Consider the following 26,686-nt stretch of genomic DNA (forward strand, 5'->3'; position numbering starts at 1 on the left):
GGACGGATCTCCTACTCGTATTCGGCCAGCAACGTTGCCACCGCCGTAAACTGTGCAGGGGACAGCGTGGTGCCTGGCTGTTTGACGGGAACAACCTCCAATGCCGGCGGTGACGACAGGCTGATGTCCAGCGGTGTGTTGAGTGGAAACGGCTGGTCATTCTGGAAAATCCGGATCCCCAGTGCAGGCACATTGGTTTGCAATGCGGCGCCGTCAAACCCTGTCGCCGTGCCCCTGATACTCAACTTAAGCTCCCACGGCAGCGTGGCGGGGGCACAATTGATGGTGTAGCCGAGCCCGCGACGGTACTTCACTCCGTCGACCCGCTTGACCCCGACATCCCCAAAATCGACTTCAATGCTATTGCCTGCGTTGATCGTGCAGGGCGGCGGCTCGTTCAGCGTGCCGCTGAATGTCAGGTTGGCCAGCGCATTGCTGCAAAGGCCGATGGAACACAAGGCGAGCAATGCTCGCTGCTGGCAACGGGTCATTGATCGCTCCTTTTCATTGGTACTCGATGACAAGGGTGGCGGCGGCATCAAACACCCCTCCTGTCAGACTGCTGCCCGTGCGTTTGACAGGCACGGCCTGCACGATCGGAAAGTTTGGATAGGTAAACCTCACAGCCGTATTCAGCGGCCAGTCGGCGTCATTCACGAACAGCTTTACCCCAAGGTCGGCCTTGCGGGTGCCGAGCACGCGACTGTCAAACGCCGCTCCGGTGCCCTTGAGTTCCAGGGTCATCGCGTTGCTAAAGGGCGAGTCGCATGTCACGGTGTAAGGCACGCTTCGACGATAATTGACCCCGTCAACCCGTGATGTCAGGAGGTTATTGCCAAACGGCACATCGAGCGTGCTCCCGCTGTTGATGACACACGGCGGCGGGGCGATGATTTGTGCCCGGATGATCAGATTGGTATCGGCCGACACTGCTTGGCCTGCCGCCCACACCAGGGCGCCGGTAAGAACGGCCTGCGCGCCGATTGACTTAGCCATTGTTTTGCCCTTAGTCATAATTGAGCCTGAAATCCACTACGGCGCGAAATGCCCCGCTGGTCAGTGGCGCAGAGGTGCGCGTAGGCTGAACATTCCAGGTCCGGGTACTGCTGCCCAATGCCAGAAACAGTGGTTCGCCCCTGGAGCCCAGCCGTACATCCCGCCCCACGTCATCGGTCAGCCGCAGGCCCATCCCGGTGATGCCTTGTACTTTGACCAGCCGCGGATCATCGTCATCGGCAGGGGCGACAAACGTCACCGACAGCACCGGTTGAAAGGCACTCCACGCCAGGTTCCCCGTACGTTCGCTACGGATGCTGCCGGCGGTGCGCTGGCAGTCGGTAAAATGCAGCTGGAATGCCACAGCTGTTGCCTGGTCGCCCGGCCGCTGCAATTGGCTGGTGGACACGGCGCCCAGGTCAATCGTCTGGTGCAGTGACGTCATCTCCAGGCTGCAAGGTGTCTCATGCATGGCCCCGTTAATGTTCAGCAGCCCATTCATGCCCTCGATATCATCCTCGGCGTGTGCGCCCCCCACCAAGGCAAAGGCCAGCAACAGGCCGCCCAAGACCTTCCCATTGTGCGACTTCATGATGTTCTCCCGCGGCAGGCGCTACTCATTTGGGCGGTGGGGTTTGTGAGCTGACCTTGCAGGTTTCACCACTGCAGGTGAAAGCCAGCAGTGGGCGACCACCGTAGTCGTTGACGTAGGAGAAGTAGGGTGTAGTACCGAGTGTGTCGGCCGATGGCCCCAGCGTCAGCGCGCCTTTGGGCGGTACCATCACCGGCTCGAAGCCCGGTACGGTTTTGCCGTCCCTGCTGCTGCGCGCATCCACCAGGGTCACGTAGTAAGGCGTTGGGTTATTCACCTGATAACTGGCGCCTATGCGGGTCAGGGTCAGCTTTTCCTGCCAGGGGGTGGATAGGTCTTGCTGGCTCGGCGCAATGGCCTGCGGCCGGTAGAACAGTTTGATTCGGGTCTGCAGGGCGATTTGCAGGGTATTGGATTTATCACTGCGCGGCGGGATCTCCCTCAAATTGAAGTAGTAGACCGTCTCGCGATCCTGCGGCAGCATTTTTGCCGCCGGCAATGCCTGGACTTTCACCTGGCTCTGTTTCCCCGGCTCCAAGCGCTGAACCGGGGGTAACACGATCAGGGGAGTGGTGATTTTCGTGCCCGCTTCATCCTCGATCCAGCCTTGGGCCAAATACGGCAATTGGGTGTTGTTATTGGTGATGTTCACGCTGGTGGCCTGTTTGCCACCATCGAAAATCACTCGGGTGCGGTCCAGGCCGATCGCGGCATTTACACTCGGGCTCAAGCCCAGTGCCAGCAGGGCGAAGGCCGGAAGAGGGAGGCGCGTCTTGAGCGTCATGAGGATGTGTTCTCCGTATCGGTAGGCTGCCCGCTCAGTACCGGCGGCACGGGCAAGGATTGATCAGTAGCGGTCTTGCGGCAGCTCAATTGCAGGGCATCGGTCAAGCCATCAGCAGGCAAAACGACAGGGAGCGTGAGGATGCACTGCTCGGCACCTCCCCAACTGACGGCCATCTGCCCGCCGGCCTGTATGCCGCTCAGATAGACATGGCCGTCGTCATTCACAATCCCGGTATCCTGCTGTTTCATGTTCTTGACCTGCGCGCCGAACGGCGGTGAGTTGCCATCCTCCAGGCGAAGAACCGCCATGGCTTTCTCGCCGGCAATCACGTCCAGTGAGCGGTAGCCGATAGCCCCTTCGGTCAGTGTCAGTTGCGTCACCGATTGAGTGGCTTCGACATTGTTCGGCAGGCTCTCCAGGTCGACGCTGGCCGCCGTACGCTGATAGCTGCTGATATCCGAGATAACCGCCTTGCCAAAGGCATTGCTGCGGCTTGGGCTGCCGTAACCCCGCACAGGCACATCAGGTACGCCGCCGGTGTCGACCATCAGGCGGGTTCCGCCCGTGCTGTTGGTCCGGTGCAGCGCAGCGCCGTGAGACGTAAGCGTGCCACCGCCGCGCGCAGACACGCCGAGGCTGCTGTTACCGGATTGTTGGCTGGCGCTGAGGTCGATATCGGCCTGATCGCCCATGTGGGTCAGATAGCCGCTGGCAGAGCTATCGCTTGCACGGAGTTGGTAGCTATTGCGCGCATCAAGGCGATCACTGAAGCGCGACGAAAAACTGTTATCGCCCGCGGCCCGGTAGGCATCCAGCGACAGCGTGCCGGTGCGCCCCAGCGGCAGGCTGACCGTTAGCGCCGCACCGTTATCCTTGTAGCTGTATTCCAGGGTGCGATAGATGTTCAGGGACAGGCTCATGTTTTTCACGGTGCCCACATTGAAATAACGTGACACGGACATGTTCCAGCGCTGCGTGTGTGGCCGGTCCCAATAGGTTTGTTTGTTGTAACTGGCGTAGACCGTGGCCCCAAGGTCGCGAAACTGCTTATTCACCGTGGCCGTATAAAGGGCCTTGCTCCCGCCGATAGGCTTCCAGTCATCAATGCGTTCACCGTCCTCGTTGTACCCCCCGCGCCCGCCGAGTTCGCCATTCAAACCGTAATGCCGAGCGTTGAGGTATTCACTCATGCTCAGGAAGCCCTTCTCGGAAAACCGGTAGCCGGCGAAGGTTATCTGGCTGTCGTACTGCTCAAAGTGCTTGGAGTATTGGAGGCGGTAGGATTTACCCGCGAGCCGCTCATTCCAGACGGTTGCCTGGGACTGGGTGACATCCAGCGACAGGGCCCCGAACGCGAGCAGGTCACGCCCAGCGCCGACGGACAGCGCATGGTAATTGTTATCCGTGATCCCGCCGCCAAACAGCGACCAGCCATTGCTGACCCCCCAGGAGAACTCGCCGGTCCCGAAAAAATCACCGTCACCGTTGTACTGGAGGTTGGACGGTCGTCCCGTTGCCAGCTTGTAGCGAACCTGGCCGGGGCGTGTCAGGTAGGGAACACCCGCCGTATCTAGCTGGAAGCTGTGGACCGAGCCGTCCTGTTCTTCCACCCGCACATCCAGCGAGCCGGACACGGCATCGTTAAGATCCTGAATGCGAAAGGGGCCTGCCGCGACCAGGGTTTCATACAGCACACGGCCTTGCTGGCTGACGACGACTTTTGCATTGGTTTTCGCCACTCCGACGACTTCCGGAGCGTAGCCACGCAAGTTGGGGGGCAGTTGGTTTTCATCCGAACTGAGTGCGGCGCCGGTAAAGCGGAAACTGTCGAACAGGTCCGAATACAGGTAGTTCTCTCCCACCACGAGGCGCGACTTCAGCGCAGGAATTGCGCGATAGGCGTAGTAGCGCGTCCAGTCCAGTTTCTGGTCCTTGGCTTCGCCCTCACGGCGTCTCTCGAAACGCCCCTGCCAGTCTGCCCTGAGGCGCCAGGCCCCGGCGTTCGCGCCGAGCGTTCCGTTCCCACTCAGGTTGTTGCGGTTGCCGCGATTGTTTTGATAGTTGGACTGCGCGGTGACGCTGTAATCCGCCAACAGCCCCGGCACACCTTCATCCCAGCGCGAGGGCGGGTCCCAATTGATGTCGCTGTATTCGAGATAAGCCTGGGGGAGGTTGATAGTCAGCGTCGAGGTGGCCAGATCCCCACTCACTTCCATGCCCGGCAGCCCTTGGATATCCAGGCACTGCCCGTTATTCCACCAGGTGAGTTTTGCCGCGCCGGACGCCTTGAGGCCAAGCTGCTCGACGAGATCTGGGGACAAACAGGCCTGGCTGCCCTTGGGATCATTATCGGGGGGATAGAACACCACCGACTGCTCAGCAATAGGCTGGGCATTGACCTGCACCACCATTGAGTAGGTGCCGGGCAGAATAAACCCGCTGCGCGCAAATCGGGACAAGTCAATATTGGTGCGATCATTCAGATCAAGAACATCCGTATTGAACTCGATATCCCCGCTGGCCATTGCAGTTCCAGCCAGTGACATCAACCCGCTAAATAGGCCTGGACGCAGCGAATATTTGACCTTCGACGTATTCAACATGAAAAAACGACTCATCAATGTTCAAAAATATTCCAGCTTGAACCGCACGGCGGCACCGTGAGCGCCAGGCATCAGCGGCAGCCCGTTGCCGACCAGGCGAAGCGTGTAGTGCAGTGTCATGTCGCCTTCTGCCAACGGCAGCAACGGCATCGGTTCACCCGGAATGCTCTCCTGGCCGGCCGCATCCCAAATGTGCAGGGCGACCCCCTGTGAACCACCAAAGGCAGCAAAGGAGCGACCGTCTCTATCGCGGGCACCGTCAAAGGTCACTTGCAGGTGCTGCCAATCCGGCAGGTTCACATCCGGGCGTGACGGGTCAGGGCGGGTCAAGGAGCAATTGACCAGGCGCAACTGGAAGGGGTGAGGTTCTCCTATCGCACTGCGCAGCAGCCGGCCTATGGGCTCGGGAGGCATCTCGATGGTTTGATCGGCACTGACCAGTTCCAGCCCGCAAGCGGAGTCAATGACTTCTCCTCCCAAGGTGACTAACCCCTCACCTTGCGCCGCCGCACTCGCGAAAACGCAGGGGCTGATGAGCACCGTCAATGAAGAGGCAATGGCGAAACTCAGGAATGTTTTCACCTGTATCTCCCGTCAGAGTCCCCCGCCACCCGAAGTGGCGGGGGCCGTACTTACTGATAGGCCAGGGTGAAATTGGTCACCGCACTGAAATCACCAGGCACGACCGTGCCGGTGGCGGCACCTTGTACATAGGCACCAAACTCCAGGGTGTTGTTACCGACGGCAATGGCTTGCGGGGTCGTTGCGACACCCAGCTCAATGGGCTGGCTGCCATGGGTCATCATGATGCCGATACCGCCCGCGCTACCCACTGTGCCCAACCCGCCCGGGACAACGCTTGAGGGCGCGCCCGTGAATGTAGTCGTCACCGTATTATCAGTCAGGCCTGCCAGGTCGCAGCCTTCAAGTTCAATCAGAACGCGCCTGGCTTCGGATTTCCCCCCTGTCTGCAATTGATGTTTGGCGATCGCGCCAAGATGAACGGTTTGATCTACGGAGTCAGGCTTAATGGAACAAGCACCCGAGTGGACCGATCCCTCGAATGTAACTGTCCCATCTGCCGCATGAGCGGCAGAGATCGCGCCAGCAAATAGTCCGATAGTTAGCAGTGCAGTTTTAAAATTATTTTTCATTTGCAGATACCTACAGAGTAAGTGTTATTGAGAAGTCCGGCCGCAACTGTGCGTAGGACCTATTAAAAAGCGGTTATGGAGAGTGCAGCTAAGTGTCCAGGTCTCAGTACTTTGGATTTCTCCTCTTCTTGAGGTATCAAAAGCTTGCGATTGAGTTCGCCGCTTTTTAGGCGCAGTCCAGGGTCGTACGACAAGCCGGAACGGGCCGACCAGTCGGTTCTTTGCCTCAGCGGAGGCGCGCAGAAAACTCAGCCCGAGTGCGGTTGAGTTGGTGTTCAGCGAAGTCCTGATTTTCCAACTATTTGTATTGCACTTCGGGAGAACATTCGAGGCGGGGCAATTATTAAGCTACTAGTTTTAGTAAGGAAGTCGTCCGGTTCCCTTGCTTGCGTAGTCTTTTGGTGGTGGGGCATATAGGAAAGTTATGGCTGTTTTCCAAGAATCGAGAAATGACCGTAAGACTTGGACTACATTTGGTGTGATGAAGAGGCGAGTTGCTATAAAAATAGGTTGGCTAGTGTTTGGAGGCAATAGTGTTTATTGATGAGGGCCAACTAATTTCCTCTCTCGCGAGTGAGTGCGCCGGCTCTCCCAGGGCGCAGATACAGGCAATGCAATGGGCAAACAAAAAAGCCCCGATCATCGGGGCTTTTTATGTGCAATCGTAGGGGCTTATTTCCCCTTTGGCCTTTTGCTCGATGCGTGACCGGCTTCGTCCACAAACACTTCGGCTACTGCAATAGCCTGGCTCTCGGTGGCGAATGCCCCGGCGACGCTGTCTCCGTGAAAATTGATCAGGTGCCAGCCGTCTGCTCGCTTAGTGATCAGGTAGCCGTTTACGCCTTTGGGTTCTGACATCGATTAACAATCTCGTGGTCTGGTTCAAGCGGGCTATGATAACGCCAAACGCGCAGGGCAAGCGCAAGTTGTTGCAGGTCAGTGCTCTGCGCCCAAAAGCGTGCTAAAACAACCGAAGCCCTTTCAAGTAGAGGGGTACGGTTTGTTTGGGCATGCCGTTGGTAGGGCCAATTGCATGATCGGTGGAACTAACGCCGACATTTTTTCTCTATGTTGACATCGCAACGCCAGCAGCGCCCATTGTAAGGTGGCTGCGGCCTGATTAGACTGCGCCGAATTTCGTATGCACAGCCCTTATTAAGGACTTTTATGATCAAGAAATGCTTGTTCCCAGCAGCCGGTTACGGTACTCGCTTCCTGCCAGCGACCAAGGCCATGCCTAAAGAAATGCTGCCGGTGGTAAACAAGCCACTGATCCAGTACGGCGTCGAAGAGGCACTGGATGCCGGCCTCAACGAAATCTCCATCGTCACCGGCCGTGGCAAGCGCGCACTGGAAGACCACTTCGATATCAGCTACGAGCTGGAAAACCAGATCAAGGGCACTGACAAGGAAAAATACCTGGTCGGTATCCGCAAGCTGCTCGACGAGTGCTCGTTCTCCTACACCCGTCAAACCCAGATGAAAGGCCTTGGCCACGCCATCCTTACCGGTCGCCCACTGATCGGTGACGAACCGTTTGCCGTGGTCCTGGCGGACGACCTGTGCGTCAACCTGGAAGGCGACGGCGTCTTGACCCAGATGGTCAAGCTCTACCAGAAGTACCGCTGCACCATCGTTGCGGTGCAGGAAGTCGACCCTGCGGAAACCAACAAGTACGGGGTGATCGCCGGTGATGACATCGGTGATGGCCTGATCCGCGTTCGCGACATGGTCGAGAAGCCGGCGCCGGAAGATGCCCCGTCGAACCTGGCAATCATTGGTCGCTACATTCTGACCCCGGATATCTTCAAGCTGATCGAAGAAACCGAGCCAGGCAAGGGCGGCGAAATCCAGATTACCGACGCTTTGCTGAAACAGGCCAAAGACGGTTGCGTGATTGCCTACAAGTTCAAGGGCCGTCGTTTTGACTGCGGTGGCGCTGAAGGCTACATCGAGGCGACCAACTTCTGCTACGAGCACTTCTACAAGACTGGCAAGGCTTACTGATTAAGCATCGCCTGTTGAGTCTCAAGAAAGCCACCTACGGGTGGCTTTCTGGTTTTTTGGGCGTAAGCGGGTATCCTGATGCCCTGCCGAGGAGAGTGAAATGGCCTACGATTTTGATCTTTATGTGATTGGCGCCGGTTCCGGTGGTGTACGGGCGGCGCGGTTCGCCGCAGGTTTTGGCGCGAAGGTGGCCGTGGCGGAAAGCCGCTACCTGGGCGGTACCTGTGTCAACGTTGGCTGCGTGCCGAAAAAACTGTTGGTGTATGGCGCGCACTTTGCCGAAGACTTCGAACAAGCCAGCGGCTTTGGCTGGTCCTTGGGCGAGGCGAACTTTGATTGGGCGACATTGATCGCCAACAAGGATCGCGAGATCAATCGCCTCAACGGTATTTACCGTAACTTGCTGGTGAACAGCGGGGTGACCCTGCACGAAGGCCATGCGCGTCTGACCGGCCCCCACGAGGTCGAGATCAACGGCGAGCGCTTCACGGCCAAGCACATCTTGATCGCCACGGGCGGCTGGCCGCAGATCCCCGAGATTCCGGGGCATGAGCATGCCATTGGTTCCAATGAGGCGTTCTTCCTGAAGCAACTGCCCAAGCGCGTACTGGTAGTGGGTGGTGGTTATATCGCGGTGGAATTTGCCGGGATTTTCCATGGTCTGGGCGCGCAGACGTCGTTGCTGTATCGCGGCGATCTGTTCCTGCGTGGCTTCGATGGCGCGGTGCGCAAGCACTTGCAGGAAGAGCTGACCAAGCGTGGCCTGGACCTGCAATTCAACGCTGATATCGCACGTATCGACAAGCAGGCCGATGGCAGCCTCAAGGCCACCCTGAAAGACGGTCGTGTATTGGAAGCCGATTGCGTGTTCTACGCCACGGGCCGGCGCCCGATGCTGGATAACCTGGGCCTGGAGCACACCGGGGTCAAGCTGGACAAGCGTGGCTTTGTCGAAGTTGACGATCTGTACCAGACCGCCGAGTCGTCGATCCTGGCCATTGGCGACGTGATTGGTCGCGTGCAACTGACGCCCGTGGCATTGGCTGAAGGCATGGCGGTGGCGCGGCGTCTATTCAAGCCTGAGCAGTACCGCCCGGTGGATTACGCGATGATCCCCACGGCAGTGTTCAGCTTGCCGAATATCGGTACCGTGGGCCTGAGCGAAGAGCAGGCGCGGGCCGATGGGCATAACGTGCAGGTTTTCGAAAGCCGCTTCCGGCCGATGAAACTGACCCTGACGGAGTGCCAGGAGCGCACGCTGATGAAGCTGGTGGTCGATGCCGATACCGACAAGGTGCTGGGTTGCCACATGGTCGGGCCGGATGCGGGCGAGATTGTCCAGGGCCTGGCGATCGCCCTCAAGGCGGGGGCGACCAAGCAGCATTTCGACGAGACCATCGGCGTGCACCCGACGGCGGCGGAAGAGTTTGTCACCATGCGCACGCCTGTCGCTGGCTGATCAGGTATTCCCTGTTGCCTCTGGCGCCGTTGCAACGACGGCGGCCAGGCGCAGCGCCTCAATGGTGGCCTGGGCCTTGAGCAGCTCCAGTTCCAGGGTTTTGCGGCTGTGCTGCTGCTCGGCCAGGGCCTCCTGCCGTGCTTGGTTGTCCAGCACGGCAACCCGCAGACGCTCCTGGAGCAGGGTGCGCTCGCTATCAATCAGGCTTACCTGTTCGCTCAGCTTGAGTTGCTGGGCCTGATCCTTGCGGTTTTGCTCTTGCAGAGTCGCCAACTCCTTCGCCGTGACCCGGTGCTCAATCAATAGCCGTTCATTGTCACGGTGCAACTGGGTGATTTCGTCCTGGCGCACCATGGCGCTCTGCTGGGCCTGACGCAGTTCGGCCTGCAGTTGCTGCAGTTGGCCTTCGTGGCGGCGTTGTTCCTGTTCGCGTTGGTCTTTGATCGCAGTGCGGTAGTGCTCAAGGGCGTCGCGGGCGTGCAGGTGTTTGTCTTCCAGCGAGCGAATCTGTTCGTCCTTGTCCGCGAGTCGTAGCTCGTAGTCGCTGCACGCCTGGCTGAGTCCGGCGTTACGGGTTTGCTCGGTTTGCAGGCTGGTGCTGGCGGTCTGCAGGGCTGCGCTTTCTTCCGCCAGGGCGGCGGCCTGAATATCAAATTGCTGCTGGAGCTGGTTGTGGGCTGCGGTCAGTGCCTCTGCCTGGGTGAGCAGGGCGGTTTTCTGCTGCTCGAACTGCGCCAGGGCCTGGTCGATGGGTTCCTGAGCCTTCTCTTTCAAGCGCTGGGCCAGGCGTGCGACCAGCTCGCCAAGCTCATCGTCGATGGGCGCCTCGGTAATGGCGAGGCGGGTTTCGCTCTCGTCCAGCTCCTTTAAATAGCGGTGGATGGTGGTTTTCGAGCCGGTATTGCCCATTTCGATGCGTACCGCATCAATGCTGGGGTTTTCGCCGCGGGCGAGGATTGCCAGGCGTGCCGTTTGAACTACTGCTTTATTGATGCCGCCGCGAGCCATGGGGTCTCCGTCGATTTAGTACTGTGGTATGTATTATGTATATACATACTGTATCACGAATAAAATTGCCTTTAAATTGATGATTTTACAGATGGGATATTGGCGTATTATCCCGTGTGATGACCCATTTGACGCAGATTCATCCCCTATGCCCGTACACCAACCCCTTGGCGATAGCGCTATGAGTGAACTTGATCGTTACCTGAACGCCGCCACCCGCGATAACACCCGACGCAGCTATCGCGCCGCCATCGAGCACTTTGAAGTGGGTTGGGGTGGCTTCCTGCCCGCCACCAGCGACAGCGTGGCCCGTTATCTGGTGGCTTACGCCGGGGTGTTGTCGGTCAATACCCTGAAATTGCGCTTGTCGGCGCTGGCGCAATGGCATTCCAGCCAGGGTTTCCCGGACCCGACCAAAGCGCCGGTGGTGCGCAAGGTGCTCAAGGGCATCCGCGCCGTGCACCCAGCCCAGGAAAAACAGGCCGAGCCCTTGCAGCTCCAGCACCTGGAGCAGGTGGTCAATTGGCTTGAGCGCGAAGCTGAGCAGGCGCGGACAGAGGGCGATCGGCCGCGCTGGCTGCGCGCCAAGCGCGACGCGGCCTTGATCCTGCTGGGCTTCTGGCGTGGTTTTCGCAGTGATGAGCTGTGTCGGCTGCAGATCGAGCATGTGCAGGCGGTACCAGGGGCGGGCATCACCCTGTACTTGCCGCGCAGCAAGAGTGACCGCGAGAACCTCGGCCAGACCTATCAAACCCCGGCACTGCTGCGCTTGTGCCCGGTGCAGGCCTATACCGAATGGCTGAGTGCCTCGGCCCTGGTGCGCGGCCCGGTGTTTCGCGGGATCGATCGCTGGGGCAACCTGGGCGAGGAGGGGTTGCACGCCAATAGCGTGATCCCGCTGCTGCGCCAGGCCCTCGGGCGCGCGGGCATTGCTGCCGAGCAGTACACCAGCCACTCCTTGCGCCGGGGCTTCGCCACCTGGGCCCATCGCAGCGGTTGGGATTTGAAGTCGTTGATGAGTTACGTCGGCTGGAAGGACATGAAGTCCGCCATGCGCTATGTTGAAGCGACGCCCTTTCTTGGCATGACTCAGGCCCGCGATCCGCTGCTTTAAGATTTCTTCTATTAATACAGCTGGTTGATAGCCAAAACCAATCGGCGGCATCAGGTTTGGCAATGAGCCATCGGCGATGAGACTGGGTAGGATTCACCCATCAACTTACTAACCCCTGACGGAGAGTCAACGATGCCTATCATCAACAGCCAAGTAAAACCGTTCAAAGCCACCGCTTACAAAAACGGCAACTTCGTAGACGTGTCGGACGCTGACCTGAAAGGCAAGTGGTCTGTCGTGTTCTTCTACCCAGCCGACTTCACCTTCGTCTGCCCAACCGAACTGGAAGACCTGGCTGACAACTACGCCGAATTCCAGAAGCTGGGCGTCGAGATCTACAGCGTGTCCACCGACACCCACTTTGCCCACGCTGCCTGGCACAACACTTCGCCAGCCATCGGCAAAATCCAGTACACCATGATCGGCGACCCAACCCTGACCATCTCCCGCAACTTCGACGTGCTGATCGAAGAAGCTGGCCTGGCAGACCGTGGCACCTTCGTGATCAACCCTGAAGGCCAGATCAAGATCGTTGAACTGAACGACGGCGGTGTTGGCCGTGACGCTTCCGAGCTGCTGCGCAAAATCAAGGCCGCCCAGTACGTCGCTGCCCACCCAGGCGAAGTGTGCCCAGCCAAGTGGAAAGAAGGTGAGGCTACCCTGGCTCCGTCCCTGGACCTGGTCGGCAAGATCTAAGTCTGTGAAGTATCAAGGGCGGATTGCCGCACCTTAAGTAAGCCGCACCGCCCTCAAAAACGCCCGGGCGAGATTCGCTCGGGCGTTTTTTTTTACCGAATTGATTTGAAATAGGAAATCGCCCGTATGTTGGACGCCAATCTTAAAGCTCAGTTGAAGTCATACCTGGAGCGGGTCACCCAGCCGATCGAGATCGTTGCCTCCCTCGACGACGGTGCGAAATCCCAGGAAATGCTTGCTCTTTTGCAGGACGTAACCAGCCTCACCACGCTGATTACCCTGAAAACCGATGGCAATGATGGGCGCAAGCCGTCGTTCTCCATCAACCGCCCGGGTGCCGATATCAGCCTGCGTTTTGCCGGCATCCCCATGGGCCATGAATTCACTTCGTTGGTGCTGGCCCTGCTGCAAGTCGGTGGCCACCCGTCGAAGGCCAGTGTCGAAGTGATTGAACAGATTCGCAGCCTTAAAGGTGAGTTCAACTTCGAGACTTACTTCTCGCTGTCCTGCCAGAACTGCCCGGACGTGGTCCAGGCGCTGAACCTGATGGCCGTGCTCAACCCCAACATCCGCCACGTGGCCATTGATGGCGCACTGTTTCAGGCGGAAGTCGACGAGCGCCAGGTCATGGCGGTGCCCAGCGTCTACCTCAACGGTGTGAACTTCGGCCAGGGCCGCATGGGGCTGGAAGAAATCCTCGCCAAGCTCGACACCAGCGGTATCGAAAAGGCCGCCGAGAAAATCAGCGCCAAGGACGCGTTCGATGTGCTGGTCGTCGGTGGTGGCCCGGCCGGTTCTGCCGCCGCGATCTACGCCGCGCGTAAAGGTATTCGTACCGGTGTGGCCGCCGAACGTTTTGGTGGGCAAGTACTGGACACCATGTCCATCGAGAACTTTATCTCGGTGCAGGAAACCGAAGGCCCGAAACTCGCCAGCGCCCTGGAAGCCCACGTGCGTCAGTACGACGTGGACATCATGAACCTGCAGCGCGCCAGCAGCCTGATCCCGGCGAAAAATCCCGGTGAGTTGCATGAAATTCGCTTTGAAAGCGGTGCGACCCTCAAGTCCAAGACGGTGATCCTGGCCACCGGTGCCCGCTGGCGCGAAATGGGGGTGCCGGGCGAGCAGGAATACAAGGCCAAGGGTGTGTGCTTCTGCCCGCACTGCGATGGTCCGCTGTTCAAGGGCAAGCGCGTGGCGGTGATCGGTGGCGGTAACTCCGGCGTTGAAGCAGCCATCGACCTGGCCGGTATTGTCAGCCACGTGACCTTGCTGGAGTTCGACAGCAAGTTGCGCGCCGACGCCGTATTGCAGCGCAAGCTCTACAGCCTGCCGAACGTTGACGTGATCACCAGTGCGCTGACCAGTGAAGTCAAAGGTGATGGCCAGAAGGTTACTGGCCTGGCGTACAAAGACCGTGATACCGGCGAGTTCAAGACCGTCGACCTGGAAGGTATCTTTGTACAGATCGGCCTGTTGCCTAACACCGATTGGCTCAAGGGCACCGTGGAGCTGTCGCCCCGTGGCGAGATCATTGTCGATGCCCGTGGCGAGACCTCACTGCCCGGCGTGTTTGCCGCCGGTGACGTCACCACCGTGCCGTACAAGCAGATCGTGATTGCGGTGGGCGAGGGCGCCAAGGCTTCCCTGAGTGCTTTTGATTACCTGATCCGAGCGTAAGGCCCGATACTAAAAAACCCATGAGTGATCATGGGTTTTTTGTGGGTGTTGCTTTTGTGGGAGCTGGTCTGCGAGACAGGCGACTCGGCGTGACCGTTACACCACGGTGATACGCTCCTACAGGGGCAACAAACCGGTTTACAGCGGCGCTGGCTGAATGATCTCAACCCAGTACGCATCCGGATCCTTGATAAACGCCAGGCTTTTCATCCGCCCATCGGTCAGGCGCTTCTGGAAATCACAGCCCAAGGCTTCAAAGCGCTCGCAGGCCGCGACGATATCCGGCACCGAAATGCAGATATGGCCAAACCCGCGCGGGTCGGTGTTGCCATTGTGGTAGGCGAAGTCGGCATCGTTTTCGGTGCCGTGGTTGTGGGTCAGTTCCAGGATGCCCGGGATCGACTTCATCCACTGGGTGCGCGCGGCGGCATCGGCCGGAATCTGCGCCTTGTCGACCAGGGCGAGGAAGTACAGGCTGAATTCGGCTTCCGGGAAGTCGCGTTTTTCAACCAGGGAAAAACCCAGGACGCGGGTATAGAAGTCCAGGGACTTAGTGATGTCCTTGACCCGCAGCATGGTGTGGTTGAACACGAAGTTCGAAGTGGCGGTGTCGGGTTGGGCGGTGACGCCCGGGAAGGTGTTCAATTCGTGCAGGCTCATGGGCCCTCCAGAAAAAATGGGGCAGACGCAGCTCGTGATTTGAGCGGTCCCTTGGCGTGCGGCAGATCCGTGTAGCCGGATCATGATACGCAAGCTGCACCGGCCGCGCCAAATGAAAAACGCACCCGGGCCTTGCGGCCATCCCCTCGGCGGGCTCAAACTTTGCGGCTTGAACTTCGAGTGTTTTTTGCAATGAGCCGATTGAACAAACCATTGTTGGCCGCCTTGTGGCTTGTCTTGGGTAGCACCGTTGCACTGGCGGCAGACCCGGAGATTCATTGGCCCAGCGGCTGGCAGGTGGAGGAGGTGGTGGCGGATGCCGATGCGCCAGCCACGCCGTCACCGGTGTCGCGCCAGCGCGCGATCAAGAACGATGAGAACGGCGAGACGCTGATGGTCATGGAGTTGACGGGTACGCCGATCGAGCCCGGGCATGTGGTCAATCTGCAAGGGGTGTTGCTGGAGATGCGCAAGTCCATCCAGAAGGACTTTGCCCGCAGTGGTTATCAAAGTGTCTGCAACAAGATTCACTCAAGCACCTTAAGTCATCTTGAGGCGCTGGAAACTACCTGCGTGATTACCGAGAACGGTCGGCATGTGCTCTCGCAAACACTGGTGGGTGCTGTCGATACGAATAAGGCCTATGTTTTTTCATATGCCGGGCAAGCCGCTGCCTATGAGTCGAGCAAGGAAGAAGTCAGCTCGGTACGTGCAAGCCTGAAACTTTGATCGGCGATGGCTAGATGCCTGACATGGCACATTGACAGAAAAACCCATAACTACAGGGCTGCGGTGTAAAGCGGCTGTTCGGCGATTGGGTTCGAAGTGGAGTGTATTTCAAAGTTCACTTTCGCACGCGGCAGCGTTTGAAATCGAGGCGCAAAAACAAAAAAAGCCCCGCATCAGCGGGGCTTTTTATTAGTGCGCCTGTATTAGCCGCGCAGCCAGGAATCTACAGTGGCAGCGCCATACTGTTCTTTCCAGGCCTTCAAGCCGCGGTGGTTGCCGCCCTTGGTTTCAATCAGTTCACCCGTGTGCGGGTTGTGATACACCTTGACCACGCGTGCGCGGCGGGTTTTGGGGGCGGCTGCCACTTGGATCCCCGACTTGCCTGGGTTTGGATCAAGGATGGAGATGATGTCGCGCAGGCTCTTGCCGTAGGTTTTCATCAGCCCTTGAAGCTTTTCTTCAAATTCGATTTCTTTCTTCAGGCCAGCGTCGTTCTTCAGGGATTCCAGCTGGGCGAGCTGTTCTTGAAGGGCTTTTTCTGCGGCACGAAATTCGGCGAGTCTGGACAAAATATTTACTCCAATAGTGTATTTGGCTGATACCCACTGCAAACAAAGCTATAAGCCAAGAGCCTCAGCATGACTCGGTAAAAGTGGTTCTCCTGCCGATTCGGCGCAGGCAGGAAAAATTGTAGTAGTTAATGCGCCACGAGTAAATCACGTCTTTTGTATAAATAACAATTTTTCATCTGATGCTAGATGGATATTCAATCGCGCCGCAAAGATTTAATGAATGCGTCAAAAGGCTCCGGGCGACCAAACAGGTAGCCCTGCAAGAAGTCCACACCTTGCGCGGCCAGATAGTCACATTGCTCTTGGGTTTCCACGCCTTCGGCGACGATGCCCAAATCAAGCTTGCCGGATAACTCAATGATGCTGTCGAGTATATGCCGCGATAACGCATCGGCTCCGATCATGGCCACAAAGCTTTGATCAATCTTCAAGTAGTCAACATTGAAGTTACGCAAATAACCCAAGCTGGAGTGGCCGGTGCCGAAGTCATCAATGGCGATCATCACGCCCAGTTCGTGCAGGGCCTGGAACAGCTGGCGGGTGACCTCGGTGGGTTCGATCAGTTCGCGCTCGGTCAACTCCAGCGTCAACAGTACCTGGCCCGGCTTGAAGGCGGCGAGGAACTCCCGGCAGTCCTGCACCAAAACCAGATCCTGGCAATGCCGGGCGGTGATATTGATCCCCACATGGAAATTGCTGCCCAGGCGATCGGCATGGGGCGCCAGTTGTGTGGCGACCTGGCGCATCAAGGCGCGGGTCATGGGCACGATCAGCCCGGAGTGCTCGGCCAGGGGGATAAACAGGTCGGGGCGCACCAGGCCTTCCTTGGGGTGCTGCCAGCGCATCAGGACTTCACAGCCGGCCCATTGAAGGTTATCGCCACGAACCACCGGTTGGTAATACGGCACGAACTCATTGGCGCCCAGCGCCCGCTGCAGTTCGTGGGTGGGGGCGGAGGAGCGTTTTTGCACCCAGTGCGCCAGCACGCCGGCCAGCACGCCGAAAAACACCAGCAGGCTGAACAGCGCCGGGTAGCGGGCTTCCATATACCGCCAGACTTCCCCTTCGGGCATGCCGGCTTCCACGCTGTACGCGTAGCGCTGGGAGGCGAGGTGCTGGTGGGCCACGGGAAACTCCGGCGGCGCACTGTTTTTGACTTTTCCGTCGCTGCCCAACCAATTGGGGCCGACCTGCAACACCAGGTCCGCGTAGCGGCTGATCAGGCGCAGGGCATTGGTCAGGTGGTAACCGTCAATCGAAGCAAACGCAGCCTTGTCGCCCTCCACCAGCCGGTACACCAACAGGGCGGTATCGGGGGTGACCGGATTGCCATTCATCAGCCACAGGCGACCCTCGACGTAGTCGCCAGGATTGACCGCAGACACGTGGGTGTCACCAAACAGCGAGGTGCAATACATGGACTTTTTCCACGACAAGGTGGTTGCGCGTACAAAGGGGCGACGTGTGACTTGCTCGCGCAGCGCCAGTTGCACCGCGTTGTCACAGTCCTTGCCCGCCAGCGGCAGCAGATCCTGGGCGGCACGGGCGGTGTTGTCGAGCATCAGGTCGAATTGGCGCACGGCCTCGGTCGCCGTCTGCGAAGTGCTGTGCTCCAGGGTGCGTTTGGCCTGGAGGTGCAGGATGGCCACTCCCAGCAGAATCGGCAGCAGGCCGCACAGGACCGTGATCAAGGAGCGGGCGGCGCGCTTGCGCGGACCTTTGAGGGTAAGTGGCATTTACGCAGCCTGTAGCAAAGTGAGGGAAGGGCCTGGTAGCGGCTACAGGCAGTACGTCTGAAGTAACAATGATAGTTGGTCTATGGCATTAGCAAAGCGTAGACCTAACGACTTGGCTAGTTGTGCGTGTTTTTTAATCTTGCCAAACTTTGCAACATATTTTGACGAGAAAAAATTGTTTGGTCTATTGCGTTGTTGCTTGGATCAGTGCCTGTCAGAAAAAACTTCAGTCTCGTGAAGAGGCTGCCATTCAAGAACCAACAGTTTTGCTGCATTGAGCTCGAACTCGGCGGGCGGGCTTGTGCCTGCGCGTCGTCTGACCGGGGCTCGCCTTAACCCTTAGGAACACGTGTATGAAAAACCATGTCCTGGCGATTGCCTTGCTGCTTGCTTGCGGGCTTGCCGTACCGTTGGCCACTGCCGCCGATGGCACCATCACCCTGACCGGCGAAATCACCGGCACCACCTGCACGATCAGTGGCGGGACCGGTGGTGTCGCGGGCTCCGGTGCGAACTTTCCGGTGGTCCTGGACAAAGTGCAAGCCAGCGCCCTGTCGACGGAGGGGGCAACCGCCAGCGCCAAGCCATTCTTTATTTATGTGGGCGGCGGCGCCAGTTGTGCGGATGCGACCAAGGTGGCTGTGTTGTATGAAAGCACCAGCCCGGCGATCAATCCGGCCACCGGCAACTTGCGCAACATGGCCCCCAAAACCGCTGCCGCCAAAGTAGAGGTGCAAATTCTCGACGGCGCCACCCAGAAGCCGATGGACTTGCGTACCGGCCATGCTTCGAGCACGGCCACGGTCACCGGCTGCCTGGCAACCTTGCCCTTTGCGGCACGTTACATCGCCACGGGCGGGGCGGCGGGGGTAGGGCTGGTGACTACGGCGGTGCAGTACTCGGGGATCTTTCCCTGATCGCCCGATAGACCGAGGGCCCGGGCCATGGGTTGCGTAGCACGCCTGCAGGTAGCGCTCTGCCTGTGCCTGGTCTTCGGGCAGGCACAGGCCGGGGTGATCATCAGTGGCACCCGGCAGATTTACCCTGAGCCGCGCAGGGAAATCACCGTGCAGGTGAGCAACGATGATGCGCATGCCGCGCGCCTGGTGCAAGTGTGGCTGGATGGCGGTGATGCACGGCTGACTGCCGAGCACAGTGAGGTGCCGTTCACCCTCAGCCCGCCGGTGTTTCGCCTGGATCCGGGCAAGAGCCAGGCCATACGCCTGGCGTATACCCAGGAACCGCTGCCCAGGGACAGGGAATCGCTGTTCTGGCTCAACGTGCTGGAGGTGCCGCCCGCGACCCGCCAGCCGGAAGCATTCGCGGCTGCAGAGCGCCAGAACCAGTTGCGTTTCGCCTTTCGCATTCGCACCAAGGTGTTTTTCCGGCCCCAGGGCTTGTCGGGTAGCCCCCTGGATGCGCCGGGGCAACTGATCTGGACGCTGCACACCGGCAAACCGGCGGTCCTGCGTGTCTTCAACCCGTCGCCTTTCCATGTGACGTTCCATGACGTCGCGTTGGTCGTGGGCGGGCAGGTGGTCCCCAGCGATCAGCAGGGCATGGTTGCCCCCCACGCCAGCCTGGATCTTGCCCTGCCACCCCTGATGCAACCCGCGCCCGTTGATCCTGCCGGGCATCTATCTGGGCAATAAACCCCTTGCGCCCGCCTGGGCATAGGGATTTGATAAGGAATACGGACAAAGCTGTTTACGCTGTGTAGAATCGGTTTACGCATACAAGAATAAGCGCCTGTTTCCATGCAGGCCTCGTCCGTCAGAGACGCCCGTAAGAGAATGACTCAACCATGAAGCTACTCGGGTTCCAACTCATCTACGGTGACTTCCTCGCCCGCAGCGTGCGGGGCATTTCCTGTGCGCCACCTGCTCACCTCATCCTTGCTGGCAATTAATTTACTTAATTCTAAAAAAGATGATGAGGCGCCAAATCATGGCAGATCTATACGAAAACCCAATGGGCCTGATGGGCTTTGAATTTATCGAATTCGCATCGCCGACCCCGGGCACCCTGGAGCCGATCTTCGAGATCATGGGCTTCACCAAGGTGGCAACCCACCGCTCGAAAAACGTGCACCTGTACCGTCAGGGCGCGATCAACCTGATCCTCAACAACGAACCCCACAGCATCGCTTCGTACTTTGCCGCCGAGCACGGTCCGTCGGTGTGCGGCATGGCGTTCCGCGTCAAGGATTCGCAACAGGCCTATACCCGTGCCCTGGAGCTGGGTGCCCAGCCGATCCATATCGAAACCGGCCCGATGGAACTGAACCTGCCGGCCATCAAGGGCATCGGCGGCTCGCCGCTGTACCTGATCGATCGTTTCGGTGAAGGCAACTCGATCTACGATATCGACTTCGTGTTTATCGAAGGCGTGGACCGCAACCCAGTGGGCGCCGGCCTGAAGGTCATCGACCACCTGACCCACAACGTCTATCGCGGGCGTATGGTCTACTGGGCCAACTTCTACGAGAAGCTGTTCAACTTCCGCGAAGCGCGCTACTTCGACATCAAGGGCGAATACACCGGCCTGACCTCCAAGGCCATGAGCGCCCCGGATGGCATGATCCGCATCCCGTTGAACGAAGAGTCGTCCAAAGGCGCCGGCCAGATCGAAGAGTTCCTGATGCAGTTCAACGGCGAGGGCATCCAGCACGTAGCCTTCCTCACCGACGACCTGATCAAGACCTGGGACGCGTTGAAGAAGATCGGCATGCGCTTCATGACCGCGCCGCCGGACACCTACTACGAGATGCTCGAAGGCCGCCTGCCAAACCACGGCGAACCGGTGGAGCAGTTGCAGTCGCGGGGTATCTTGCTGGACGGTTCGTCCGTGGCCGGCGACAAGCGCCTGCTGTTGCAGATCTTCTCGGAAACCCTGATGGGCCCGGTGTTCTTCGAATTCATCCAGCGCAAGGGTGATGACGGTTTCGGCGAAGGCAACTTCAAGGCCCTGTTCGAGTCGATCGAGCGTGACCAGGTTCGTCGTGGTGTGTTGACCACCGACTGATCCTAGCCCCCTGTAGGAGCCGGCTTGTCGGCTCCTACACCTTTCCCGTTCAAGCCCGGCGCTGACGCACCAGATGCTTGAACCCTTCGAACACCAGCACCATCACCGCCAGCCAGATCGGGATATAGGTCAGCCATTCACCCGGCCCGATGCTTTCCCCTAGCAGCAACGCCACCCCCAGCAACAGCACCGGTTCCACATAGCTGAGCAGGCCGAACAGGCTGAACGCCAACAGGCGGCTGGCGATGATGTAGCACACCAGCGCCGAAGCACTGATCAGCCCGAGCATCGGGATCAATCCATACAGCCCTTTGTGTTCATCCAGCACGGCGAAGCCCTGTTCGCCACTTTGGACAAACCACAAGGCCACCGGCAGCATCAGCGCCATATCCAGCCACAGGCCGCCCAGCTGATCGGTGCCCAGGCGTTTGCGCAGCACGAAGTAGATCGGGTAACCGATGATCACCAGCAGCGTCGCCCAGGAAAAACCACCCACCTGGTACAACTCGTTAAGCACGCCAATCGCCGCAAACACCACTGCGATCAGCTGCAATCGCGAGAGTTTTTCGCCATACACCAGGCGCCCGGTCAGGACCATGGTCAGCGGCAGCAGGAAGTAGCCCAGGGACACATCCAGGCTGCGGCCATTGAGCGGCGCCCACATAAACAGCCACAGTTGCACCCCCAGCAGCACCGACGACAGCACAATCCCACCGATCAGCCGTGGCTTGCCCGCAAGCAATCGCAGCAATTGCCACACCTGACGCCACTCGCCGCTGACCACCATAAATACCGTCATGCACGGCACGGTCAGCAGCATGCGCCAGCCGAAAATTTCCAGGCCACTCAAGGGCGCAAGCAGTGATGTGAAGTAATACATCACGGCAAACAACACCGAGGCCGCTACCGATAAAACAACACCTTTAGACACACAGTCCTCGCCAAACCGATTCAAACAAAAGAGGGGGGAATTTCAGGTGGGAATATATTGCTTTTGAGGTGAGACGTTTGCTCTGTTTTACGGCATCTTATGGGAAATTTTCTCACCTCCAAGGTTCGCCAGCATGCCCGTCAGCCCCCAGCCGCCCCTGGATGATTTCGACCGCGCGATTCTCAAGCACCTGCAACGCGACAACACCACCGCGCTGCGGGTAATTGGCGAACAGGTCAACCTGTCGACCGCCGCCGTGCAGCGGCGCATCAAGCGCATGGAGCAGAGCGGGGCGATCAGCGCGAATACGGCGGTGGTCAATCAGGATGCAGTGGGCAAGCCGATCACGATCCTGGTGGAGGTGCACGCCGAACGCACCCACATCGAGGACCTCGATGTGCTCAAGGTGCAGATGTCGATCCCCGAGGTGCAGCAGTGCTATTACGTCACCGGCGATGCGGACTTTATGCTGGTGATTGTGGTGGAGACCATGAAGGCCTACGAAACCCTGGCCCGCACGCTGTTCTACGAGAACCGCAATATCAAATGGTTTCGCAGCATCGTGGTGATGGACCGGGTCAAGGTCAGCCTGGATGTGCCGCTGGGCTGATGTGGGAGCAGGCAAGCCAGCTCCCACAGGGGCTCAGGGGCGGTGGATGCGCCCGGAAACAAAGTGCCCCACATCATTGAACCCCGGTGTCGACGCATGCCCCGGCGTCACCAGTGAGTCAATAAACGCCTCATCCTCGGCACTGATCTTCACATCGAGCGCCCCGGTGTAGGCATCCCACTGCGCCTCGGTGCGCGGCCCGACAATCGCCGAGCTGACGGCCTGGTTGTTCAGCACCCAGGCAATCGCAAATTCAACGATGCCCACACCGCGTCCTGCGGTGTATTGCTGGATCTGCTGGGCAATGCGCAGCGATTCCACGCGCCATTCGGTTTCCAGGATGCGTTTGTCCTGGCGCGCAGCGCGGCTGCCGGCTTCGGGGCTGATATCCGGCGCGTACTTGCCACTGAGCACCCCGCGGGCCAGCGGGCTGTAGGGCACCACGCCCAGGCCATAGGCGGCTGCGGCGGTGATCTGCTCCACCTCGGCCTGGCGGTTGACGATGTTGTACAGCGGCTGGCTGATGATCGGCCGGTCGACCCCCAGGCGTTCGGCCACGCGCACCACTTCGGCGATGCGCCAGCCGCGGTAGTTGGACAGCCCCCAGTAACGGACCTTGCCCTGGCGGATCAGGTCGCCGATCGCCGAAATCGTGACGTCCAGTGGGGTGTCGTGGTCTTCGCGGTGCAGGTAGTAGATGTCCAGGTAGTCGGTGTCGAGCCGGGTGAGGCTGGCTTCCAGCGCGTTGAAAATGCGCTTGCGGTTCAGGCCGCTGCGGTTGGGCAGGCCATCCGGCGGGCCGAAGCCGACTTTGGAAGCAACGACCCAATCGGCGCGATGGCGGCTGATGGCTTCACCGACGATTTCCTCGGAGCGCCCGCCGGTGTAGACGTCGGCGCTGTCGATAAAGTTGATGCCCTGATCCCAGGCCTTGTCGATGATACGCAGCGAATCTTCGGTGTTGGTCTGTTCGCCAAACATCATGGTGCCCAGGGTCAAGGCGCTGACCTTGAGCCCGGACTGGCCCAGTGTGCGGTAAATCATGGAGGACTCCTCAAAAGCGCAGACAGTTGCTATGCAATACCAGAGAGCAAGGCTCTAGAACAAGCCCGACGTCGCTGGCTCGGTGCCTACCACCGCGTTGGCCACAGCGTTTTTGCGCTGTGTTGCGCTTATTCGGCGAGCAGTTCGCCAGCGCGCGCCTGCAAGAAGCGATGCAGGACTCTGACACGCTCCGACACCTGCAGGCGATGGGGGCACATCAGGTTGAAGGGCGTGGGCTCGCCTTGCCATTCGCCGAACAACGGCACCAGGCGCCCGGCCTTGATATCGCCGGCTACATCCAGGTTGGCCTTGTAGGCAATACCGTGGCCGGCCAGGGCCCAGCGCCGCACAATTTCCCCGTCATCACTGAGGTAGTCGCCGCCCACTTCGACCTCTTCCAGCAACGTGCCCTGGCGAAAATACCAGGTGCTGTTGGCCCGGCCCTGGCGCATGTAGCGCAGGGTGCTGTGCTGCGTCAGCTCGGCCGGCACCTGGGGTGTGCCGTGGCGTGCCAGGTACGCCGGGCTGGCGCAGGCGATACGGCGGTGATCGGCGACCACCGGCAGCGCCACCAGGCTGGAATCCCTTGGCACGCCAAAGCGCAGGGCGATGTCCACGGTTTCGCGGAACAGGTCGGCGTTGCTGTCGTTAAGCAGCAATTGCAGGCGGATATTCGGGTGTTCGCGCTTGAACTGGTCCAGCCAACCGAGCAGTACATTGCGTCCGAAATCCGAGGGCGCGGACAGTTGCAGCAAGCCGCTGAGGCTCTGGCCGTGTTGCTTGATCGCCTGTTCGCCTTCCGCCAGGGCTTCCAGGGCCACCCGCACGCTGTCCAGGTAACGCCGGCCTTCTTCGGTGAGGCGCATGCTGCGGGTGGAGCGGGCCAGCAAGCGCATGCCCAGGCGGGTTTCCAAGCGTTTGAGGGCAATGCTGGCGGCGGCCGGGGTCAGGCTAAGGCTGCGGGCGGCCGCCGAGAGGCTGCCACTGTCGGCGGTGCGCACAAACACTTCCAGGTCAAGGATTGAGCTCATTTATAAAAATCCTTTAAAGATCCTGTCGTTTTACCGGGATTTTTCCACGATTGCCAAGCTGGGAAGATGAACGCTCATTTTTTCAGGACGAGGCAGTTCCCATGACATCTCCCCTCAAGGGCCAAACCGTGGTGGTGATTGGCGGTAGCAGCGGCATTGGTGCCGAAGTCGCCCGACAGGCGGCATCCCGTGGCGCGCACGTGGTACTGGCCGGGCGACGCCTGTCGTCGACGGTCGACAATGGCGTGCGCAGCGAGCCGGTGGACGTCACCGACAGCGCCGCCCTGCAGCGCCTGTTCGAAGCGGTGGGGCGTTTTGATCACCTGGTGTTCACCTCGGGTCCGGCGGTCCAGGCCAAACACCTGCAGGACACCGACCTGCAACTGGCCCAGGACAACTTCAATGTGAAGCTCTGGGGCGCCTTGCGCGCAATCCAGCAGGCGCTGCCATTTCTCGACGAGCGCGGCAGCATCGTCCTCACCTCGGGGCAACTGGGACGCAAGCGGGTGCCGGGGCAATTTATCAAGGTCGGCATCAATGCCGCGACCGAAGCGTTGGGCAAGCAGTTGGCCAAGGAACTGGCGCCACGGCGGGTCAACGTGGTCAGCCCTGGGGTGATCGACACGCCGGCATACGCGGGGATGCCTGAGGAGCAGCGTCAGGGCATGTTCGCCAAGGCGGGTGGGGCGTTGCCGGTAGGGCGTGTGGGGCAGGCGGAGGAGGTGGCGGCGGGTTATTTGATGGCCATGGAAAATGGTTTTATGACCGGCAGCGTGATCGACATCGACGGCGGCGGTTTGCTGTAAACACCGAACCCAATGTGGGAGCGGGCTTGCCCGCGATGGCGGCGTGTCAGTCAATATATAGGACTGATCCACCGCTATCGCGGGCAAGCCCGCTCCCACATTTTTTGTGCCGTGTCAGGCCTTCAGGGTCCGGGTCATGCGCAGCGCCAGCACGCTACCCGCGACGATCACCGCAGCCAGCAGGTACAGCGCCAGGTCGGTGGACCCGGTGGCGTCTTTCACAAAACCCACCACATACGGGCTCAAGAAGCCCGCCATCTGGCCCATGGAGTTGATCAAGGCCAGGCCGCCCGCGGCCGCGCCAGCGCTGAGCATGGCGGTGGGCACCGGCCAGAACATCGGCAGGCCGGTGAGGGCGCCCATGGTGGCGATGGTCAGGCCGAGGATCGCAATGGCTGGGGTGGTGGCGAAGTTCACCGCGATGATCAGGCCCACAGCGCCCATCAGCATCGGCACCACCAGGTGCCAGCGGCGCTCTTTGCGCAGGTCGGCGGAGCGGCCCACCACCAGCATGAACACCGCCGCCAGCAGATAGGGGATTGCACTCAGCCAGCCGATCACCAGGTTATCGCTGAACCCCATGTTCTTGATGATCGACGGCAGCCAGAAGTTGATGGCGTACACCCCACTCTGGATGCAGAAGTAGATCAGGCCGAACGCCCAGATCGCCGGGTTCTTGAACACTTCCAGCAGCGAATCAGTGGTGGTCTTGGGCTTGTTGGCCAGGTCGGTGGCCTGGTCGGCCTCGAGCACTGCGCGCTCATGGGCGGTCAGCCATTTGGCGTTGGCGAAGCTGTCGCTGAGCAGGAAGTAGGCGAGGGCGCCGAGGATGACCGTTGGAACACCTTGCAGCAGGAACATCCACTGCCAGCCCGCGAGGCCACCCTGGCCCGCCGCGAAGTGGTTGAGGATCCAGCCGGAGAATGGGCTGCCGAGCAGGCCGGACACCGGGATTGCCGACATGAACAGGGCCATGATCCGCCCACGGCGGAAGGTCGGGAACCACTGCGAGAGGTACAGCACTACGCCCGGGAAAAAGCCCGCTTCAGCGGCACCGGTAAACAGGCGCAAGGTGTAGAAGTGCGTCGGCGTGGTCACAAACAGCAGGCAGGTGGACAGGGTGCCCCAGGTGATCATCATCAGCGCAATCCAGCGCCGTGGACCGAACTTGGTCAACGCCAGGTTGCTCGGCACGCCGCACAGCACGTAGCCGATAAAGAAGATCCCGGCCCCGAGGCCATACACGGTCTCGCTGAACTTCAAGGCGTCGAGCATCTGCAACTTGGCGAAGCCGACGTTGACGCGGTCCAGGTAGTTGAACAGGTAGCAGATGAAAATGAAGGGGATCAAGCGCAGGGTGATGCGCTTGTAGACGGCGTTTTTGTCGTCATCGTTGGCCAGGGTAGCGGCGGCGCTCTGTGACATGGCGTTCTCTCTTTATTATGAT

27 protein-coding genes are annotated in these 26,686 nt (G+C 59.6%); 11 read left to right on the forward strand and 16 right to left on the reverse strand.

The genetic code is table 11. From position 1 onward, the window contains the following. Positions 1 to 11: 11 nt before the first annotated feature. From K1X80_RS13265 to K1X80_RS13300, 8 genes are all read right to left on the reverse strand, one after another. Positions 12 to 491 (reverse strand): fimbrial protein, encoded by a 480-nt coding sequence (locus K1X80_RS13265; protein WP_057959605.1) that lies wholly within the window; start codon positions 489 to 491, stop codon positions 12 to 14. A gap of 13 nt (positions 492 to 504) precedes the next feature. Continuing rightward, on the reverse strand, positions 505 to 996 hold the full coding sequence (locus tag K1X80_RS13270; protein WP_186626199.1) for a fimbrial protein: 492 nt from the start codon (positions 994 to 996) through the stop codon (positions 505 to 507). Positions 997 to 1,006: 10 nt separating this feature from the next. Continuing rightward, the gene (locus K1X80_RS13275) at positions 1,007 to 1,588 is read right to left on the reverse strand and encodes a fimbrial protein (protein WP_057959607.1); all 582 of its coding nucleotides are present in this window, start codon (positions 1,586 to 1,588) and stop codon (positions 1,007 to 1,009) included. A gap of 25 nt (positions 1,589 to 1,613) precedes the next feature. After that, positions 1,614 to 2,372, reverse strand: a complete 759-nt coding sequence (locus K1X80_RS13280; protein WP_169990253.1) for a fimbria/pilus periplasmic chaperone — start codon at positions 2,370 to 2,372, stop codon at positions 1,614 to 1,616. Next, a complete protein-coding gene (locus K1X80_RS13285; protein WP_152987941.1) occupies positions 2,369 to 4,978 on the reverse strand; it encodes an outer membrane usher protein in 2,610 nt (869 codons plus the stop codon). Before K1X80_RS13285 ends, K1X80_RS13280 begins: the two co-directional genes overlap by 4 nt. Before the next feature lie 21 nt (positions 4,979 to 4,999). After that, entirely contained in the window at positions 5,000 to 5,560 is a 561-nt protein-coding gene (locus K1X80_RS13290) for a fimbrial protein (protein ID WP_057959610.1), read from the reverse strand. Between the two features lie 50 nt (positions 5,561 to 5,610). Continuing rightward, the gene (locus K1X80_RS13295; protein WP_057959611.1) at positions 5,611 to 6,132 is read right to left on the reverse strand and encodes a fimbrial protein; all 522 of its coding nucleotides are present in this window, start codon (positions 6,130 to 6,132) and stop codon (positions 5,611 to 5,613) included. A gap of 672 nt (positions 6,133 to 6,804) precedes the next feature. Beyond that, positions 6,805 to 6,990 carry a hypothetical protein gene (locus tag K1X80_RS13300; protein WP_029294643.1) on the reverse strand — a complete coding sequence of 62 codons (186 nt, stop codon included), beginning with the start codon at positions 6,988 to 6,990 and terminating at the stop codon, positions 6,805 to 6,807. A gap of 309 nt (positions 6,991 to 7,299) precedes the next feature. Here K1X80_RS13300 and galU point away from each other — a divergent pair, with 309 nt between their 5' ends. Together galU and gorA are read left to right on the forward strand one after the other, a co-directional pair. Then, a complete protein-coding gene (gene galU, locus K1X80_RS13305) occupies positions 7,300 to 8,139 on the forward strand; it encodes a UTP--glucose-1-phosphate uridylyltransferase GalU (RefSeq protein ID WP_057440057.1) in 840 nt (279 codons plus the stop codon). 100 nt (positions 8,140 to 8,239) lie between these two features. Then, on the forward strand, positions 8,240 to 9,598 hold the full coding sequence (gorA, locus tag K1X80_RS13310; RefSeq protein ID WP_057959612.1) for a glutathione-disulfide reductase: 1,359 nt from the start codon (positions 8,240 to 8,242) through the stop codon (positions 9,596 to 9,598). On the opposite strand, the gene K1X80_RS13315 is transcribed toward gorA, so the two are convergent. Beyond that, positions 9,599 to 10,606 (reverse strand): DNA-binding protein, encoded by a 1,008-nt coding sequence (locus K1X80_RS13315; RefSeq protein WP_057959613.1) that lies wholly within the window; start codon positions 10,604 to 10,606, stop codon positions 9,599 to 9,601. Between the two features lie 181 nt (positions 10,607 to 10,787). Between K1X80_RS13315 and K1X80_RS13320 the strand changes: the two genes are divergently transcribed. The 3 genes from K1X80_RS13320 (at position 10,788) to ahpF (ending at position 14,096) form a co-directional block, all read left to right on the forward strand. Further along, positions 10,788 to 11,720 carry a site-specific integrase gene (locus K1X80_RS13320; RefSeq protein ID WP_057959614.1) on the forward strand — a complete coding sequence of 311 codons (933 nt, stop codon included), beginning with the start codon at positions 10,788 to 10,790 and terminating at the stop codon, positions 11,718 to 11,720. A 132-nt stretch (positions 11,721 to 11,852) separates the two neighbouring features. Beyond that, the gene (gene ahpC, locus K1X80_RS13325) at positions 11,853 to 12,416 is read left to right on the forward strand and encodes an alkyl hydroperoxide reductase subunit C (RefSeq protein WP_010210361.1); all 564 of its coding nucleotides are present in this window, start codon (positions 11,853 to 11,855) and stop codon (positions 12,414 to 12,416) included. 126 nt (positions 12,417 to 12,542) lie between these two features. Next, positions 12,543 to 14,096, forward strand: coding sequence for an alkyl hydroperoxide reductase subunit F (ahpF, locus tag K1X80_RS13330; protein ID WP_057959615.1), 1,554 nt, complete (start codon positions 12,543 to 12,545; stop codon positions 14,094 to 14,096). Between the two features lie 138 nt (positions 14,097 to 14,234). Here the strand turns inward: ahpF and gloA are convergent, their stop codons facing one another. Next, positions 14,235 to 14,756, reverse strand: coding sequence for a lactoylglutathione lyase (gene gloA / locus K1X80_RS13335; protein WP_057440061.1), 522 nt, complete (start codon positions 14,754 to 14,756; stop codon positions 14,235 to 14,237). Between the two features lie 192 nt (positions 14,757 to 14,948). Between gloA and K1X80_RS13340 the strand changes: the two genes are divergently transcribed. Next, positions 14,949 to 15,485: a DUF4946 domain-containing protein gene (locus tag K1X80_RS13340; protein WP_120732894.1), complete on the forward strand. Its 537-nt coding sequence runs from the start codon at positions 14,949 to 14,951 to the stop codon at positions 15,483 to 15,485. A 203-nt stretch (positions 15,486 to 15,688) separates the two neighbouring features. Here the strand turns inward: K1X80_RS13340 and K1X80_RS13345 are convergent, their stop codons facing one another. Beyond that, complete coding sequence (locus K1X80_RS13345; protein ID WP_029294664.1) at positions 15,689 to 16,054, reverse strand: histone-like nucleoid-structuring protein, MvaT/MvaU family; 366 nt, start codon at positions 16,052 to 16,054, stop codon at positions 15,689 to 15,691. A 197-nt stretch (positions 16,055 to 16,251) separates the two neighbouring features. After that, positions 16,252 to 17,793: an EAL domain-containing protein gene (locus K1X80_RS13350; RefSeq protein ID WP_220172939.1), complete on the reverse strand. Its 1,542-nt coding sequence runs from the start codon at positions 17,791 to 17,793 to the stop codon at positions 16,252 to 16,254. 353 nt (positions 17,794 to 18,146) lie between these two features. Between K1X80_RS13350 and K1X80_RS13355 the strand changes: the two genes are divergently transcribed. The 3 genes from K1X80_RS13355 (at position 18,147) to hppD (ending at position 20,817) form a co-directional block, all read left to right on the forward strand. Beyond that, complete coding sequence (locus K1X80_RS13355) at positions 18,147 to 18,710, forward strand: fimbrial protein (protein ID WP_198817431.1); 564 nt, start codon at positions 18,147 to 18,149, stop codon at positions 18,708 to 18,710. A gap of 27 nt (positions 18,711 to 18,737) precedes the next feature. After that, positions 18,738 to 19,445 carry a molecular chaperone gene (locus K1X80_RS13360; RefSeq protein WP_169990258.1) on the forward strand — a complete coding sequence of 236 codons (708 nt, stop codon included), beginning with the start codon at positions 18,738 to 18,740 and terminating at the stop codon, positions 19,443 to 19,445. A 295-nt stretch (positions 19,446 to 19,740) separates the two neighbouring features. Continuing rightward, positions 19,741 to 20,817 (forward strand): 4-hydroxyphenylpyruvate dioxygenase, encoded by a 1,077-nt coding sequence (hppD, locus tag K1X80_RS13365; RefSeq protein ID WP_057440066.1) that lies wholly within the window; start codon positions 19,741 to 19,743, stop codon positions 20,815 to 20,817. Positions 20,818 to 20,866: 49 nt separating this feature from the next. Here the strand turns inward: hppD and rarD are convergent, their stop codons facing one another. Continuing rightward, positions 20,867 to 21,748, reverse strand: coding sequence for an EamA family transporter RarD (gene rarD / locus K1X80_RS13370; protein ID WP_170060418.1), 882 nt, complete (start codon positions 21,746 to 21,748; stop codon positions 20,867 to 20,869). Between the two features lie 133 nt (positions 21,749 to 21,881). On the opposite strand from rarD, the gene K1X80_RS13375 reads away from it, so the two are divergent. Then, complete coding sequence (locus K1X80_RS13375; RefSeq protein WP_120732899.1) at positions 21,882 to 22,358, forward strand: Lrp/AsnC family transcriptional regulator; 477 nt, start codon at positions 21,882 to 21,884, stop codon at positions 22,356 to 22,358. A 33-nt stretch (positions 22,359 to 22,391) separates the two neighbouring features. Here K1X80_RS13375 and K1X80_RS13380 read toward each other — a convergent pair whose 3' ends face one another. Then, entirely contained in the window at positions 22,392 to 23,402 is a 1,011-nt protein-coding gene (locus tag K1X80_RS13380) for an aldo/keto reductase (protein WP_115128127.1), read from the reverse strand. A 128-nt stretch (positions 23,403 to 23,530) separates the two neighbouring features. Then, positions 23,531 to 24,433, reverse strand: a complete 903-nt coding sequence (locus K1X80_RS13385; protein ID WP_057959621.1) for a LysR family transcriptional regulator — start codon at positions 24,431 to 24,433, stop codon at positions 23,531 to 23,533. A 101-nt stretch (positions 24,434 to 24,534) separates the two neighbouring features. Here K1X80_RS13385 and K1X80_RS13390 point away from each other — a divergent pair, with 101 nt between their 5' ends. Beyond that, entirely contained in the window at positions 24,535 to 25,239 is a 705-nt protein-coding gene (locus K1X80_RS13390) for an SDR family oxidoreductase (RefSeq protein WP_186626288.1), read from the forward strand. Between the two features lie 114 nt (positions 25,240 to 25,353). Here the strand turns inward: K1X80_RS13390 and K1X80_RS13395 are convergent, their stop codons facing one another. Then, positions 25,354 to 26,664: an MFS transporter gene (locus K1X80_RS13395; RefSeq protein WP_128593741.1), complete on the reverse strand. Its 1,311-nt coding sequence runs from the start codon at positions 26,662 to 26,664 to the stop codon at positions 25,354 to 25,356. Between the last annotated feature and the right edge of the window lie 22 nt (positions 26,665 to 26,686).

Source organism: Pseudomonas sp. So3.2b, from assembly GCF_019464415.1.
Classification (GTDB): Bacteria; Pseudomonadota; Gammaproteobacteria; order Pseudomonadales; family Pseudomonadaceae; genus Aquipseudomonas; species Aquipseudomonas shahriarae.